Here is a 15,845-nt window from a genome sequence, read left to right as displayed (position 1 = left end):
TATCATATCATCTGAAAAGAGTACAAAATGTGTATCAACTAAACACAAACGCCTATTTGGCCGCACTATCTTAAATTATTTAAATACAAAGATTCTAATAAAAAGTCAATTTTTAGCCTACTGCTGTAGGGACACGATTCGGGGTGTAAGCTTCGCTTTGGTTGGCGCTTCTAGATTTGTCGCACTCACCAACCGATTTCTGGATGAAAGTGCTCTACCGACGGTATGTATCAAGCTTGCTGCTAGTTGGCCTGACGGCCCTGCTGACGCTGCAATCGGCTGAGGCCCGCACGGCCCGGCTGACGGACGATGAAAAAGCTGCCACTGCCGCCAAAAAGAGCACTATTCTGCGGGGCCGCGCCTCCTGGTACGGCCGCGAGTTCCAGGGCCGCCGCACCAGCAACGGCGAGCGGTTCGACCGCAACCAGTACACCTGCGCCCACAAAACCCTACCCTTCGGCACTCGCCTGCGGGTATCGAACCCTAAAACCGGCGAAGCAGTCGTGGTGCGCGTTTCCGACCGCGGCCCCTTCCGCCACCAGCGCATTCTCGATCTGGCAGAAGTAGCCGCCCGGCCACTGGGCATCATTACCCACGGGGCCGTATCGGTGGTAGCCGAAGTGGTGCCCGACACCACGCCCCTGGGCCCCACCGAGGCCCCCGACGACCTGCAGGCCCTGGCCGCCGACCCCATCGAGACGGCCACGCTGCATACCGACATTGCGGCTGGTCATGCCGAAGCCGCCGATGTGGCCCTGACGGCCGAGCCCACCGCCACCTACGTGGTGCAGGCCGGCACCTTCGGCGACGTGCGCAACGCCCGCGCCGTAATGGACAAGATTCAGGGTCTGGAGCCGGCGCTGTCCGTTACGACGCTCACCGGTGCCTCGGCGCAGGGCAAGCCCCTCAACCGCGTGGTAGTTGGCCGTTTCGCTACTGCCGCCGAGGCCAACGCCGTGCGCCTGCGCCTGGCCCGTGCCGGGGTGGCCGGCCTGGTGCGCCAGACCGAAAACCTGTAAGGCCACAGCGCGAAATACCGGCCTCCGATACTTCGCCTACTTTTTATACAACCCGTTGCGCCGCTTTCCTTTTGGGGAAGCGGCGCAACGGGTTTTTGGCGTTCGGGAGGCTGGAAACGTGGCTGCATCGGTTCCTGGAAAGAACTGGGGCTCAGGAGGGGAAAGATTGATTTTTAGAAGAACCCCACCGGGGGCTTCACACCCGCTTCATGTAGGGGGCGGTTGCTTTGTGGCGTTCGTTGCCCGCTGCACTAGCGGCGCCAACTGCACTTTTCCCGGAACAGCCCCGGCCAAACCGGCGGCAGATTTCTGAAATCCAACGATTTAACCGGCACTGTCCGCCCGGGCTACATCACCCCGCATCATCCCTCTTTCTCTATGGCCGCTCACGCGTTAATGACAAAAAGTACGCTGTTGCTCAGCTTCGGCATTCTGTGCTTCGGCACCAGCTGCACCAAGCACGAAGAAGTTAAGGAGGAAGCTGTAAAGTACCTCGTTACCAGCCCGCTGCTGCAAGACACAACGATTACCAAGGAATACGTGGCCCAGGTGCACGCCATTCAGCACATCGAGCTGCGGGCCCTGGAGAAGGGCTATTTGCAGAAAATCTACGTCGATGAAGGCCAGGAGGTGCGCAAGGGCCAGCTGATGTTTCAGATCATGCCCCTCATGTATGAGGCCGAGCTGAAGAAGTCGGAGGCCGAGGCCAACTACGTGGGCATCGAGTACCAGAACACCAAGCGCCTGGCCGACAACAACGTGGTGTCGAAAAGCGAGCTGGCCCTGGCCGCCGCCAAAGTAGGCAAGGCCCAGGCCGAAGTGTCGCTGGCCAAAACGCACCTGTCGTTTACCACCATCAAGGCGCCTTTCAACGGCATCATGGACCATTTCCAGGTGCGGTTGGGCAGCCTGGTGGATGAGGGCGACCTGCTGACCACGCTTTCCGACAACAGCAAGATGTGGGTGTACTTCAACGTGCCGGAAGCCGAGTACCTCTCCTACAAAACCAACGCCAAGAGCGACAACCAGACCAACGTGAAGTTGATGATGGCCAACAACGAGCAATTCAAGTACCCCGGCGTGGTACAGACGATTGAGGCCGATTTCAACAACGAAACCGGCAACATTGCCTTCCGGGCCACTTTCCCCAATCCCGAGGGCCTGTTGCGCAGCGGCGAAACGGGTAGCGTGCTGATGACCGTGCCGCTTAAACATGCCCTCATCGTTCCGCAGAAAGCCACCTACGAGGTGCTGGAGAAGAAGTACCTGTACGTGCTCGACGACAAAGGCATAGTGCACCAGCGCGAAATCACCGTTGGGGCCGAAATGCCCGACCTCTACATTATCAAAAGCGGCCTGAAGCCCGGCGAGAAGTTCCTGCTTGAAGGCATCCGCAAGGTGAAGGACGGCGACAAGATTGGCTTCACCTACGAAGCCCCCCAGCAGGTCATCACCCACCTGGGCACCCACTCAGAATAGTTTGGTTGAGCTGTTAGCTGAGAGCTGTTAGCTGTTAGCCTTCTTCAGGAGGGCTGGCGACTGGGAGCTGTTGGCTAGTAGCTTTTCCCTTCCAAAAAATAAAGCTGGTAGTTGTCGGCCGATGCAATCGGCCCGGAAGCTAACAGCTAATAGCTCTCAGCTAACAGCTTAAAAAGCCATGTTCAGTAAATTCATTCGACGGCCGGTTTTTGCCATCGTTATTTCCGTTGTCATCCTCTTTCTGGGGATGCTGGCCATGAACACGCTGCCCACGTCGCAGTTTCCCGAAATTTCGCCGCCCATGGTGATGGTGAGCGTGGCCTACCCCGGGGCCAGCGCCAAGGTGCTCACCGAGTCGGTGCTGATTCCGCTGGAGCAGGCCGTGAACGGCGTGCCGGGCATGAAGTACATGACGGCCGACGCCGTGAGTGCGGGCGAGGCCAACATCCAGATTGTGTTCAACCTGGGTACTGACCCCGACCAGGCCGTGGTGAACGTAAACACCCGGATTGCCCAGGTTATCAACCGCCTGCCCATTCTGGTGCAGCGCGAGGGCGTGATTGTGAACCGCGTGGTGCCCAACATGCTCATGTATGTGAACTTGTACAGCAAGGACAAGAACACCGACATGAAGTTCCTGTTCAACTACGCCGGGGTGAACATGATACCCGAAATCCAGCGCATCAACGGCATCGGGCGGGCCTCCATTCTGGGCAGCCGCCAGTACGCCATGCGCATCTGGCTCAAGCCCGACCGCATGCGGGCCTACAACATCTCGGCCGACGACGTGATGAAGGCACTCGACGAGCAGAGCGTGATTGGCTCGCCGGGCCGCATCGGCCGCTCCGACGGGGGCCAGTCGCAGGCTCTGGAGTACGTGCTGACGTATGAGGGCCGCTTCAGCGACGTGAACCAGTACAAAAACGTTATTCTCAAGGCCAACGCCGACGGCGAAATTCTGCACCTGAGCGACGTGGCCGACGTGGCCCTGGGCTCCGAGTTCTACGACATCTACTCCAACCTCGACGGCTACCCCTCGGCGGCCATTGTGCTCAAGCAAACCTACGGCTCGAACGCCAAAGACGTGATTGCCGAGGTGAAGGGCAAGCTGGAGGAGCTGAAGAAAACCATGCCCCCCGGCATGGACTACAAAATCAGCTACGACGTGTCGAACTTCCTCGACGCCTCCATCGAAAACGTGATTCACACCCTGCGCGACGCCTTTATTCTGGTGGCCATCGTGGTGTTCCTGTTCCTGGGCGACTGGCGCTCGACGCTGATTCCGATTCTGGCCGTGCCCGTGTCGCTGATTGGGGCGTTTATGGCCATGCAGGCGTTCGGGCTCACGATTAACATGATTACCCTGTTTGCCCTGGTGCTCGCCATCGGTATTGTGGTCGATGACGCCATTGTGGTGGTGGAAGCGGTGCACGCCAAGATGGAGGAGAAGCACCTCTCGCCCTACGGGGCCGTGCGCGAGGTTATCGGCGAAATCAGCGGGGCCATTATTGCCATTACCATTCTGATGACGGCCGTGTTCGTGCCCGTGGCCTTCATGAGCGGTCCGGTGGGCATTTTCTACCGGCAGTTCTCGATTACCATGGCCTCCGCCATTGTTATTTCGGGTGTTGTGGCCCTGACCCTGACGCCGGTGCTGTGCGCCATGATTCTGAAAAACAACCACGGCCAGCCCCGCCCCAAGTCGCCCATCAACCGCTTCCTCGACTGGTTCAACCGCGGCTTCGAGCGCCTGACGGGCGTGTACGTGGGCTTCCTGGAGAAAGTGGTTGACCGCCGGGTGCTTACGTTCCTGGTGCTGGCGGCCTTCGGTTTTGGCATCTTCGGCATCTCTACTACCCTGCCCTCGGGCTTTATTCCGAGCGAAGACCAGGGCCTGCTCTACGCCATTATCCAGACGCCGCCGGGCTCGACGCTGGAGCGCACCAACGCCATTTCGCAGGACTTGCAGCGGCTGGCCAAAGACGTGCCCGGCATTGCCAGCATCTCCACGCTGGCCGGTTACGAGGTGCTCACCGAGGGCCGCGGCTCCAATGCCGGCACCTGCCTGATCGACCTTAAGCCCTGGAGCGAGCGGAAGGAATCCATCCACGACATTGTGCTGGCCCTGGAAGAAAAGGCCAAGGAAATTCCGGGCGCGACCATCGAGTTTTTTGAGCCCCCGGCCGTGCCGGGCTACGGCGCGGCGGGCGGCTTCCAGCTGCAGCTGCTCGACAAAACCAACACCGGCGACTACAAGAGCCTGGAGCAGGTCAACGACGAGTTTATGGCCAACCTGCGCAAGCGCAAGGAGCTCTCCGGCCTGTTCACGTTCTACTCGGCCAACTACCCGCAGTACGAGCTGCAGATCGACAACCAGCTGGCCATGCAGAAAGGCGTGAACATCGGCAACGCCATGAACACGCTGTCTATCATGATTGGCTCGACCTACGAGCTGGGCTTTATCAAGTACCAGCGCTTTTTCAAGGTGTACGTGCAGGCCTCGCCCGAGTACCGCCGCCTGCCCAAAGACATCCTGAACATGTGGGTGAAGAACGACAAGGGCGACATGGTACCGTTTTCGGCCTTCATGAAGATCAAGAAAAGCCAGGGCGCCAACGAAATCAACCGCTACAACATGTACACCACGGCCTCCATCCGGGGCGACGCCGCCGCGGGCTACAGCTCGGGCGAGGCCATTAAGGCTGTGCAGGAAGTGGCGGCCAAAACCCTGCCCCGGGGTTACGACATCGACTGGGGCGGGCTGAGCAAGGACGAAGTGGGCCGCGGCAACGAGGCCGTCATCATCTTCCTCATCGTGCTCGGCTTCGTGTACCTGGTGCTGGCCGCCCAGTACGAAAGCTTCCTGCTGCCGCTGGCGGTGGTGCTGAGTTTGCCGGCCGGTATTTTCGGGGCCTTCCTGCTGATTAAGGTGATGGGGCTGGCCAACAACATTTATGCCCAGGTGGGGCTGGTGATGCTGGTGGGTTTGCTGGGCAAAAACGCGGTGCTGATTGTGGAGTTTGCCGTGCAGAAGCACGAGGAGGGCATGAGCGTGCGCGCCGCCGCCATCGAGGGCGCCAAAGTCCGCTTCCGCCCTATTCTGATGACTTCCTTCGCCTTCATGGCCGGTCTGATTCCGCTGGTGATTGCCACCGGCGCGGGCGCCATCGGCAACCGCACCATTGGCACGGCGGCGCTGGGCGGCATGCTGTTCGGCACCGTGTTCGGCGTGATTATCGTGCCCGGACTGTACTACATCTTCGGCACGATGGCCGCCGGCCGCAAGCTCATTCAGGACGAAAATGAGAACCCGCTCTCCGAATTCGAGCCCCACGTAACCGTAACCGAAGCAGATCAAGTTACCACCCATGCGTAAGAATAGCCTGTATAACTTTTTGGGGGCCGCCGCCTGTGCGGTGGCCCTGGCGGGCTGCGTGACGCCGGGCATTGTGCCCCGCGCGGCCAGCCACGCGGTGCCGGCCGCCTACCCCGGCGCCGCCCTCGCCGCCGATAGCACCAACCCTGCCCAGCTGCGCTGGAAGGAGTTTTTCACCGACCCCAACCTCACGGCCCTCATTGATACGGCCCTGCGCAACAACCAGGAGCTGAACATTGCGCTGCAGGAAATTCAGATTTCGAAAAACGAAATCCAGATCCGGAAGGGCGAGTATATGCCGTTTCTGGGCGTGGGCGTGCGCTCCGACGTGGGCCGGCCCGGCCGCTACACGCTGCGTGGCGCCACCGAGGAGCAGGTGAACATCCGGGAAGACCACGCCAACCCCAACCCGCTGGCCAACCACCAGGTGGGCGCGTTTGCGAGCTGGGAAGTGGATGTGTGGCAGCGGCTGCGCAACGCCCGCAAGGCCGCCGCGCTGCGCTACCTGGCCAGCGTGGAGGGCCGGAACTTCACCGTTACCAACCTGATTGCCGAAGTGGCCACCTCGTACTACGAACTGCTGGCCCTGGATAGCCAGCTGGCCATTACGCGCCAGAACATCGAGATTCAGCGCAACGCCCTGGAGCTGGTGAAGCTGCAGAAAGAGTCGGCGCGCGTCACGGAGCTGGCCGTGCAGCGCTTCGAGGCCCAGCTGCACAACACGCTCAGCAACCAGTTCACCATTCAGCAGCAAATCGTCGAAACCGAGAACCGCCTCAACTTTTTGGTGGGCCGCTACCCCCAGCCGATGGTCCGCAACGACGCCTCGTTCAATGCCCTGGTGCCGCCGCTGGTGCGCGCCGGCGTACCAGCCCAGCTGCTGCAAAACCGCCCCGACATCCGCCAGGCCGAGCAGCGCCTGCTGGCTTCCAACCTCGATGTGCAGGTAGCCCGCGCCGCTTTCTATCCGGCGTTGCGCATCACCGGCTCGGCCGGCTTCGAGGCCTTCAAGCCAGGGCTTATTTTTACCACGCCCCAGTCGCTGCTATTCTCGGCGGCCGGCGACCTGATGGCCCCGCTCATCAACCGCAACGGCATCAAATCGGTGTACAGCAGCGCCAACGCGGCCCAGGTTCAGACGGCCTACAACTACGAGCGCACGGTATTGAACGCCTACGTGGAGGTGAGCAACCAGCTGGCCAGCCTGCGCAACCTGGGCCAGAGCTACGACGAGAAGGCCCGCGCCGTAGCCGCCCTCAACCAGTCGGTGGCCATTTCCAACATCCTGTTCCGCTCGGCCCGCGCCGACTACACCGAAGTCCTCTTCACCCAGCGCGACGCCCTGGAGGCCAAGTATGAGCTGATTGAGTTGAAGATGAAGCAGCTCAATGCCCAGGTCAACGTATACAGGGCCTTGGGCGGCGGCTGGAATTAGAGGCAAAGGAGAGGAACAGTACCGGGCAATGACCAGTCGTGTCTCGCTTCGCGTAGTGCGACTGGCTCATTTCCCCCCTACTCTGCTTACCTCACCGCATAGGTATCCCGCCGTGTTACTCTGTCGCAAACCACCACCTTTCACTGCGGACACGCATAATTTCGGCTGTTTTCGTTCGTACTATCAGGTGAGGGGAGCGTCCGAAGACATGGCTGTTGGCCGGGATGTGCTCGTCTATTACCAGCGCCTGCGCCCCCAGGATGCAGTTGTCGCCAATATGGCTGTTGCCCAGCACACCGGCATAGGCCATCAAGCATACATTCTCGCCGATGCGAGGCGACAGGCCGTTGTTTTGCCCCACAGTGCAGCCTTGCATAAAAGAGAAGTAATTGCCATACTCAGCCCGGCCCATTACGCTGCCCACCGGATGGTCGAGCCCGAACACGGCGGGCAGTACCGTCTGGTGGTATAAGTCCACCCCATTCAGCGCCTTGTTCAGGTAGTACACTCGGTCGGCCAGACTTTCGGTGGCGGCCTGCTGCCCTAGGTAATACGCTGCGTAATACAGAAAAATGGCGTACTGCGAAGATTGAAAAGGCGAAAAATACACCGCGCCATCTCGCCGGTAATATTTGTTCCGGTGAAACTGGAAACTATACGCTACCCGTTCTTGCGCGTAGGCGCAGCCTGCCTGTAGCGCCTCATCTTCGGCGGGTGAGTTGAATACGAAGAGAGCCGTAAGTTGCCGCTGGAGCAGCCGGGTCAGCTCCATTTCGGGCAGGGCCAGTTGTATGCGCATAATGGATGGCGGGGAGACAATTGCGAAGGTAAAAGTCGCGGTTGGAAAGACAGTGTGCGCAGACTCCGTATTTTGGCGGCTGGCTGACCACTGCTGCTTTTTCAATCGCCCGGTTCCATAGCCGCTTGTTCCTAGATTTGTTTCGATGAAAACGTACCAAAAACATTTGGAATCCACGCTGGCTGCTGGCCAGTCCGTGAGCCTGACCCGCCGGCCGGTATTTCGCTCGTCTGCTATTTTCCCGGTACTGCATACGGCGGCTTACTCCAGCCGGGTGCTGTTTATGGGGTACTGGCTGCTGAAGCGGCAGATTCCGGAGGTGCAGCTACTGGCAACGCTACGCGACCAACCCGGCGCAATTATCGCCCGCCGGAGCATCCTCGTTACCGAGCCTAAGGCTTTTGCCGTACGTCTGCCCGACCTGCTGGCCGAGGCGCAGTTGCCAGTAGAAGAGGATTTCACGGGGTCGTTGGAGCTCGAAATATTCTCCACCCGCGACTTAGTGTACCCCTATCCGGCCTTCGTACTCAACTATTACGGACCGGAATTCATGGCCAGCGTCCATACCACCGGCCGGGTGTACAACGACATTGAGGACCTACGCGAAAACGAGGACACCATCGTGCCGGAATGCGGCTTCGACATTTTATCGGATGCGGCCTACTCGCCTTTTTTCGCCTTCGTGAACGGCGTGTACGCCTACGAGCGCCCCCGTATCGACTGGACAATAGTCGATGAGCACAACCAGGCAACTCACGGCTTTTTTACTCTGCCCGACGTACCGCCCTACTCCACTCAGGTGGTAGAATTACGCCGCTATATCGACCTGGCCGCGGGGGGGGGGGGGGGGGGGGGGGGGGGGGGGGGGGGGGGGGAAGGGCACTATCAAGTTACGCCACAGCTTCTTAGGCTTCTTCCCGCGCTTCGTGGCCGGCAATTTCGAGCAGCAACGCCACGCCCTCAGCATCACCCACACTTATTACGACAGTTCGGCCGTTGACGATGACGGGGCCTACTGGGCCAACCTCGATGAGCGGTTTCACGACAGCGCCGTTTTCGCGCCGCTATTTCTGGAAGATGACCAGTATACGCACCTGGTTTTTTATCCCATCTACTCACCCTCCACCTTCGGCATCGACCTGGAATTTTACAACGCAGCCGGCGAGCAGGTGGGCCGTATTGCCAACTGGCGGGCCGTAGAAAGCACCCCCGACCAGTTCTTCACGCTCGATTTCCGTGCCGCCGCTAGCCAGCACTTCTCGCCCGAGCATCTGCGGCATTTCCAGGGCGTCAACATCATCAAGCACTGGCCCGAGCGCGGCCGCATTCCGACCCGGCTCAAGTTTGGCCTGAACGTGGGGCAAATCGGGCAGGCCATGAACCTGCCCACCAACGTGTGCTTCAACTCCCAGTTGGCCAACGCCAACCTGCTCACCAAGCCTGGCACGTTCAAGTGGAGTCCCATTCTCGACGGGGCGCACTCGGTGGTGGTGGTGCTCAATGGCTCGGCGGTGAAAGCATATGCCCGAACGGCTACCCTGCGCCTGACGTTTTATCGCGAAGCCGACCAACAAACCCTGAGTCGGGAGGCCATCCTGCCGCCCTTCGGCCAGCTACGGCTAGCCGTGGCCACCGACACCGAACTACGCGAATTCCTGCAAGCGCAGCCTGGTTGGGTCACCATCCAGGCCGATAGCCCCTTCGTAACAGCTTGGTATTTCGACTTTAATCCCAGCGGAGCTGTCGGGGGAGACCATTCATTTTAGCGTTTCCACTGCCCTTTCGTGGCAAGCTGGTTCGGCCGTCCGGCTACAGCATCGAGGTTCTTGATTCGTTGGCCCCAAAAAATCTGTTGTGCGTTGTTTTTTCAAACAGCGTACCCTAACAAACCACTCCTGTTCCGAGTCGCTCCAAAAACTGCCCCGCCCGTTACAACCGGCGCGGACGGGGCAATTTGTGCTTTTAAAGGCCGTTATTCGCGCATCTTTCCATCTCTTACTTTCTATATAGTGCTAGCAACCCGATTTCTTTCCTTGCCGCTGCTGGCGGCCGCGCTGTTGGCCAGCAGTGCCGCGCAGGCGCAAACTGCCCAGGGCACCCGCGTACTGGGCCTGAGCGGCGGTAATTTCACATTCCAAAGCAATGATAACATCAAGCGTTTTTCCGGTACCCTCATGCCCTCGCTTGGCATATTTGTGGCCGATAACCTTGCCGTTGGGGTTGCCGTGCCACTTGGCTATTCGCGCCTCAAGCTTGATGTGGCCGATGGCATAACCAACCGTTCCCTGACCCTGGGGGTGCTGCCCTGGCTGCGCTACTACCTGCCTTCGGAGAGCAAGCACCAGGTATTTGGGGAATTGAGCGTGGGAGGTGTGCTCAGCAGTTACCGCTCGAATAACGGCATCCCGGGAGAATCTTACTTCGACACCGACGTACATTTTGCCGGCAGTGCCGGGCTGGGCTACTCCTACTTCATTACCCCGGCCGTGGGTCTGGAAGGGCTGCTCGCCTACCAACGCATCACGGGCAACAGCAACTCCGGCAATGGGGCCCTGAGCCTTAACCTGGGTTTCCGCATCTACCTGCCCCGCAACTAACGGCGGCACCCACCGAAGCGGCTGGCTATTGCAGCCACTGCCGCGCCCTAGCCCCGGCGGAGTGCTACCAATCGTTCAACGGTCGGTAGCACTCCGCCGGGGCTATATGGTTTTTGATAGGTTTGCTACCCATAGGTCGCCCTGCTGGGATTGTGGTTCATTTGGCAGGCCATTCTTTCAACCGCAACACCGCCGGGCATTTGCTACCTTCCGGCTCCCTAAAAATCCGGATTGCGTATGCTGCGTTGGCTGAAACCTTTGCTGGCCCTGCTCTCGGCCGTTGTGCTGGCCTGGGTACTGAACACCCAACAGGGCCAGGTGCCGCCGCTGGGCCGGCTGCTGAGCCCCTACTCGGGGTTCTGGCAGAACGGCGAAACGGCCGCCGATTTCCCGGCCCGGCAAACCCTGCGCCTGCCCGGCCTGCACCAAACGGTGCGGGTGCGCTTCGACGACCGGCGGGTGCCCCACATCTTCGCCGAAAACGACCACGACCTGTACTACGCTCAGGGCTACCTCACGGCCCGCGACCGGCTCTGGCAGATGGAGTTTATGACCCGCGTGGCGGCCGGCCGGATTTCGGAAGTGGTGGGTGAGCGGGCCCTGGAGTACGACCGGTTTCAGCGCCGCATGGGCCTGCCCTTTGGGGCCGAAAACTCGCTGCGTGAGATGCTCAAAAACGACACCACCCGGCTGGTGCTGGAGTCGTACTCGGCGGGCGTGAATGCCTATATCAGCCAGCTCAGCCCCAAAGAGTATCCGTTTGAGTACAAGCTGCTCGACTATGCCCCCGAACCCTGGCAACCGCTCAAGTGCGCCCTGCTGCTCAAGCTGATGGCCTGGGACCTGAGCGGCCGCTCCGACGATTTGCGCCTGAGCAACGTCCTGAGCAAATACGGCCCCGACGTCACCCGCGACCTGTTTCCCGACTTTCCCTTCCGCGCCGACCCGGTGGTACCCGAGGGTACGCCGCTCGACTTTAAACCGCTGGCCGTGCCGCCCGTGCCGGCCCCGTTCGCGGCGGCCGTGTCGGGCCTGGAGCCGAGCCGCGAGCCCGATGCCGAGCTGGGCTCCAACAACTTTGCCTTGGCCGGTTCGCGCACGGCTTCGGGCCGGCCGCTGCTGGCCAACGACCCGCATCTGCAGCTCAATTTGCCCAGCATCTGGTACCAGGTGCAGCTGCACGGCCCGGGCCAGAACGTGTACGGCGTCACGATTCCGGGCGCGCCGGCCGTTATCATCGGCTTCAATACGGATGTGGCCTGGGGCGTAACCAACGTGGGCGGCGACGTGCTCGACTGGTACCAGCTGAAGTTCAAAGACGCCCGCCGGCGCGAATACTGGCACGACGGGCGCTGGAAGCCGGTGCGCCGGGTGGTGGAGCGCATTGCCGTGCGCGGCCGCCCCGACCAACTCGATACCGTGCTCTACACCCACCACGGCCCCGTGGTGTACGACCACGACGAAAAGACCTTCAACGCCCAAACGCCCGTGCGCCACGCCCTGCGCTGGACGGCCCACGAGGCCGCCGGGGCCAACGAGGTGCTGGCCTTCGTGAAGCTCAACCACGCCCGCAACTACCAGGATTACGACCGGGCCCTGCGTACCTACGCCTCGCCGGCCCAGAACTTCATCTTCGCCAGCCGCAGCGGCGACGTGGCCATCCGGCCCAACGGCCGTTTCCCGCTCAAGTACGCCGAGCAGGGCAAGTTCATCCTCGACGGATCCGACCCGCGCCAGGATTGGCAGGGCTGGATTCCGATGAGCCAGACGCCGCGGGTGCTGAATCCGGCCCGCGGCTACGTGTCGTCGGCCAACCAGCACTCGGCCGGGCCGGGCTACCCGTATTACCTGGGCTGGGATTACGCCCCCTGGGACCGGGCCCACCGCATCAACCAGCAGCTAAGCCACATGCGCCGCGCCACCGCCGACACGCTGCGGGTGCTGCAGAACGATAATTTGGGGCTCAATGCGCAGCTGATGCTGCCCTGGATGCTGGCCCACCTGCCCGCGGTTTCCGGGAACCCGGCGGCCGACATAGCAACTACGTTGGCCGCCCGCCGCGCCTTGGCGCGCTGGCGTTACCACTATGCCGCCGAAGCCGTGGAGGCCACCATCTTCGAGCTTTGGTACCAGGATTTAGTGCGGCGGCTCTGGGAGGACGATTTCGGCAAAGCAGCCACCGGCCTCGAAATGCGCTTCCCCGCCCGCGACCGAACCAACCAACTGCTGCTGGCCGAGCCCCGCAGCCCCTGGCTCGACGACCGGCGCACGCCCCAGAAGGAAACCGCCCCCGACCTGCTCGCGGCCTCGCTGCAGTTTGCGCTGGATTCGCTGACCCGCAAGTTTGGACCACTAGGGCCGAAATGGGCCTGGGCCAACCAGAAAAGCACCGACATCAACCATTTGGCCCAGCTGCCCGGCTTCGGCCACCAGGATATTGCGTGCGGCGGCAGCCCCGGCAGCGTGAATGCCACCGGCCCGCGCAACGGCCCCTCCTGGCGCATGGTCGTAGACCTGTCGACGCCGGTGCGCGCCTACGGCATCTTCCCCGGCGGCCAGAGCGGCAACCCCGCCTCGGCCCATTACGACGACATGCTGGAAAGCTGGCGCACCGGTAAGCTGGATGAGCTGGTGTTTCTGCAAGCCGCCGACGAAAACCACCCCCGCCTGCAAGCCGCCTGGCGGCTGGAGCAGTAAGCCAGCCCAATTCCTATGAAATCGTTTTTTATTCTTTTCCTGCTGATTTTCGTGCTGGCCAGCTTGGCCCAACTGGTGCTACCCTGGTGGGTGGTGCTGCCGCTGTGCCTGGGGCTGGCCGCGTGGCGGGGCGGTTCGGCCGGGGCTGCCTTTGGGGCCGGGCTGCTGGGTGCGGCGCTCAGTTGGTGGCTGCCCGCCGCCTGGCTCAACCTCCATGGTGCAGGCCTGCTGGCTGGCCGCGTGGCTACGTTGCTGCCACTGGGCGGCAACTCCTGGCGGCTGGTGCTGCTTGGTGGCCTACTCGCCGGGCTGGTGGGCGGGCTGGCCGCGCTGGCCGGGGCGTGGGGGCGGGCGGCGGCAGCCAGCCAATGAAGCGGTAGCGGGCCGCTTCTTCTCGGGCGAAATAAGTAGGTTGCGCTTTCAACCAGCGTCTCTGCCCGATGGCTAACTTACTGCAACTTAAAGCAAGCCTGCGCTATACCAGGCCGCCCGTGTGGCGGCGCGTGGCGCTGCCCGACACCCTCACGTTCTGGGAGCTGCATTTCGTGCTCCAGCTGCTGTTCGATTGGGAAAACTACCACCTCTGGGAATTCCGCCAGGAGCGGGGGCGCGGGGACCGAGGGACTGAATCCGTGCCCGAATTCGTAGCCATGCCACTGGCTGGGTCAGACGACGACTCGGACCCGGAAGAAAGCAAGCACGACCCGCGAAAAGCACCGCTGAGTACCATTTTGGCCACCCCCGGCGACACAGTAACCTACACCTACGACTTCGGCGACTACTGGCAGCACGATATAGTGGTGGAGCAGCTAACGCCCCTGCTGCCCGAGGCGGCCCGCCTGGAATCGGTGCGCTGCCTGGCCGGCAAGCGGGCCGCGCCGCCCGAAGACATCGGCGGCCCGCCCGGCTTCGAGAACCTGCTGGCGCTGCTGGCCGAGAAAGCTGCCGGCAAGCGCAAGCGCATGCCCGGCGAGTACGCCGGCCTGGGCAAGTTCGACCCCGCTCAGTTCGACCTGGACCGCTGCAACCACAACCTAACTTTTCTGGCCGAAATCATAACCGACTACGAGGCCCTGCTAAGCCAGCGGGGTGCCGCCGCCCCCCGGCCGGAACCGGGATTCTAGCCGGCCGTCGCTTCCTCTGCGCACGCCCTCACGCACTTGCTCATGTTTCCCCCTAAAATTGCGAGATAAACGCGTAGGCCTGCAGCGTGTACACCGGAGCGGCGGTAAAGTGGGTGCCGCCAGGAATCGGTCGTAGCTCGACTTGGATGGCACCGCGGGCGCGCATGGCGTTGTAGGCATCCTCCGAGTTGAAGAAGGGCACATAGTCGTCGGCGGTGCCGTGGAATAGGGCCAGCGGGGCGCGCGGCTGCCAGTCATACACGTCGTTGGCGGTGAGCGTGGCCGTTAATGGCGCATCGGAACTCGTGAGCACGGCCTGGCGGAAGGCGGGCGCGAACAGCTCGGCGGCCTGCCGGGGCACGGCGCTGAATGGGTCGGCCTGCAGGCGGGTGGCGTAGGGCTGCTGGTAGTAATAGCTGAGCGGGCGGTTGAGTTGGTACACCCGGTCGTAGGTGCGCAGCACCCACACGTAGGTGCTCAGGAAATTCAGCGGCTCCGTCGAGTTTAGAATGTAGCGGGCGAAGGCCGATTTGTGGTAGGCTCCGGCGCCGGGGGCGCTGGCCGTAACGGGCAGCGTGGCGGCGTACTTTTCCTCCAGCAGCTGGTGCAGCGCCATGGTGGCGTAGCCGCCCTCCGAGTAGCCGAGCAGGAAGTTTTTCTTGTTGATATTGATGTTCTGCTGGGCGCAGAATTCGCGGGTGGCCCGCAGCATATCGGCCGAGGCCGAGGCCAGCGAGGCGCCGTGCTCGTAGGGGTGCGGCAGGGCCTTGGAGGCGCCGTAACCAATATAGTCGGGGGCCGACACCACGTAGCCCGTAGCCGCCAGCACCGACACGGCCGACCAGATTTCGCTGCTTTGGCTGTAATACGAGGGGGCCCGGTTTTCCTCGTCGGGCTGCAGCGTGCCGTGCTGGTAGCTGATAACCGGCACCGCTGCCGGAGCCACCGGCACCAGCACCGCCCCCGAGGCCGTTACGGCCTGCCCATCGGTGTTGCGGGTGGTGTAGGTGAGGCGGTATACCCGCACCGAATAGCGCGCCAGCGCGCCCACCAGCGGAATATCGGCCACCCTCGCCGCCAGTTGGGCCGGGGCGTACTCGCCGATAAGGCTGCTGCCCACCAGCACCGGGGCGGGCGGCGGCGCCACCGGCGGCGGGGCCGTGGGTGGGGCAACGGTGGCAGGCTCGGGCGAGGCACTGCTGCAGCCGGGCACAGCACCCAGCATTATCAGCCACAGCAGGCCCACTGCCCAGCCGGACGCGGAAAAACGGGAAATATGGGTCTTCAGCACAAAGAAGCGGGTTGGTTACCAAACGAAC

Annotated in this window: 12 protein-coding genes; 10 read left to right on the top strand and 2 right to left on the bottom strand. The window is 62.0% G+C overall.

Going from position 1 to position 15,845, the window contains the following annotated elements:
* The first annotated feature begins 203 nt into the window (after positions 1-203).
* The 4 genes from BLW21_RS13235 to BLW21_RS13220 all read left to right on the top strand — a co-directional run bounded on the left by BLW21_RS13235 (position 204) and on the right by BLW21_RS13220 (position 7,309).
* Positions 204-1,019, top strand: coding sequence for a septal ring lytic transglycosylase RlpA family protein (locus BLW21_RS13235; protein WP_092740786.1), 816 nt, complete (start codon positions 204-206; stop codon positions 1,017-1,019).
* A gap of 396 nt (positions 1,020-1,415) precedes the next feature.
* Entirely contained in the window at positions 1,416-2,498 is a 1,083-nt protein-coding gene (locus BLW21_RS13230; RefSeq protein WP_092740784.1) for an efflux RND transporter periplasmic adaptor subunit, read from the top strand.
* Positions 2,499-2,676: 178 nt separating this feature from the next.
* Positions 2,677-5,874: an efflux RND transporter permease subunit gene (locus tag BLW21_RS13225; protein WP_092740782.1), complete on the top strand. Its 3,198-nt coding sequence runs from the start codon at positions 2,677-2,679 to the stop codon at positions 5,872-5,874.
* Positions 5,867-7,309 (top strand): TolC family protein, encoded by a 1,443-nt coding sequence (locus BLW21_RS13220; RefSeq protein WP_092740780.1) that lies wholly within the window; start codon positions 5,867-5,869, stop codon positions 7,307-7,309. Before BLW21_RS13225 ends, BLW21_RS13220 begins: the two co-directional genes overlap by 8 nt.
* Before the next feature lie 115 nt (positions 7,310-7,424).
* Here the strand turns inward: BLW21_RS13220 and BLW21_RS13215 are convergent, their stop codons facing one another.
* Positions 7,425-8,108 carry an LbetaH domain-containing protein gene (locus BLW21_RS13215; RefSeq protein WP_217633869.1) on the bottom strand — a complete coding sequence of 228 codons (684 nt, stop codon included), beginning with the start codon at positions 8,106-8,108 and terminating at the stop codon, positions 7,425-7,427.
* 166 nt (positions 8,109-8,274) lie between these two features.
* Here BLW21_RS13215 and BLW21_RS21555 point away from each other — a divergent pair, with 166 nt between their 5' ends.
* The 6 genes from BLW21_RS21555 to BLW21_RS13185 all read left to right on the top strand — a co-directional run bounded on the left by BLW21_RS21555 (position 8,275) and on the right by BLW21_RS13185 (position 14,526).
* The gene (locus BLW21_RS21555; protein ID WP_175470967.1) at positions 8,275-9,108 is read left to right on the top strand and encodes a hypothetical protein; all 834 of its coding nucleotides are present in this window, start codon (positions 8,275-8,277) and stop codon (positions 9,106-9,108) included.
* The gene (locus BLW21_RS13205; protein WP_092740776.1) at positions 9,035-9,874 is read left to right on the top strand and encodes a hypothetical protein; all 840 of its coding nucleotides are present in this window, start codon (positions 9,035-9,037) and stop codon (positions 9,872-9,874) included. Before BLW21_RS21555 ends, BLW21_RS13205 begins: the two co-directional genes overlap by 74 nt.
* A gap of 243 nt (positions 9,875-10,117) precedes the next feature.
* The gene (locus tag BLW21_RS13200; RefSeq protein ID WP_175470966.1) at positions 10,118-10,705 is read left to right on the top strand and encodes an outer membrane beta-barrel protein; all 588 of its coding nucleotides are present in this window, start codon (positions 10,118-10,120) and stop codon (positions 10,703-10,705) included.
* A gap of 237 nt (positions 10,706-10,942) precedes the next feature.
* The gene (locus BLW21_RS13195; protein ID WP_092740772.1) at positions 10,943-13,402 is read left to right on the top strand and encodes a penicillin acylase family protein; all 2,460 of its coding nucleotides are present in this window, start codon (positions 10,943-10,945) and stop codon (positions 13,400-13,402) included.
* A gap of 15 nt (positions 13,403-13,417) precedes the next feature.
* Positions 13,418-13,774, top strand: a complete 357-nt coding sequence (locus tag BLW21_RS13190; RefSeq protein ID WP_092740770.1) for a hypothetical protein — start codon at positions 13,418-13,420, stop codon at positions 13,772-13,774.
* Positions 13,775-13,842: 68 nt separating this feature from the next.
* A complete protein-coding gene (locus BLW21_RS13185) occupies positions 13,843-14,526 on the top strand; it encodes a plasmid pRiA4b ORF-3 family protein (RefSeq protein ID WP_092740768.1) in 684 nt (227 codons plus the stop codon).
* Positions 14,527-14,578: 52 nt separating this feature from the next.
* Here the strand turns inward: BLW21_RS13185 and BLW21_RS13180 are convergent, their stop codons facing one another.
* A complete protein-coding gene (locus tag BLW21_RS13180) occupies positions 14,579-15,817 on the bottom strand; it encodes an alpha/beta hydrolase family protein (RefSeq protein WP_092740766.1) in 1,239 nt (412 codons plus the stop codon).
* Between the last annotated feature and the right edge of the window lie 28 nt (positions 15,818-15,845).

The sequence above is a fragment of the Hymenobacter psychrophilus genome, from assembly GCF_900107135.1.
Classification (GTDB): domain Bacteria; phylum Bacteroidota; class Bacteroidia; order Cytophagales; family Hymenobacteraceae; genus Hymenobacter; species Hymenobacter psychrophilus.
Note: the sequence above shows the minus strand (reverse complement) of the source record. Positions and strands in the feature narration are given on the sequence as shown.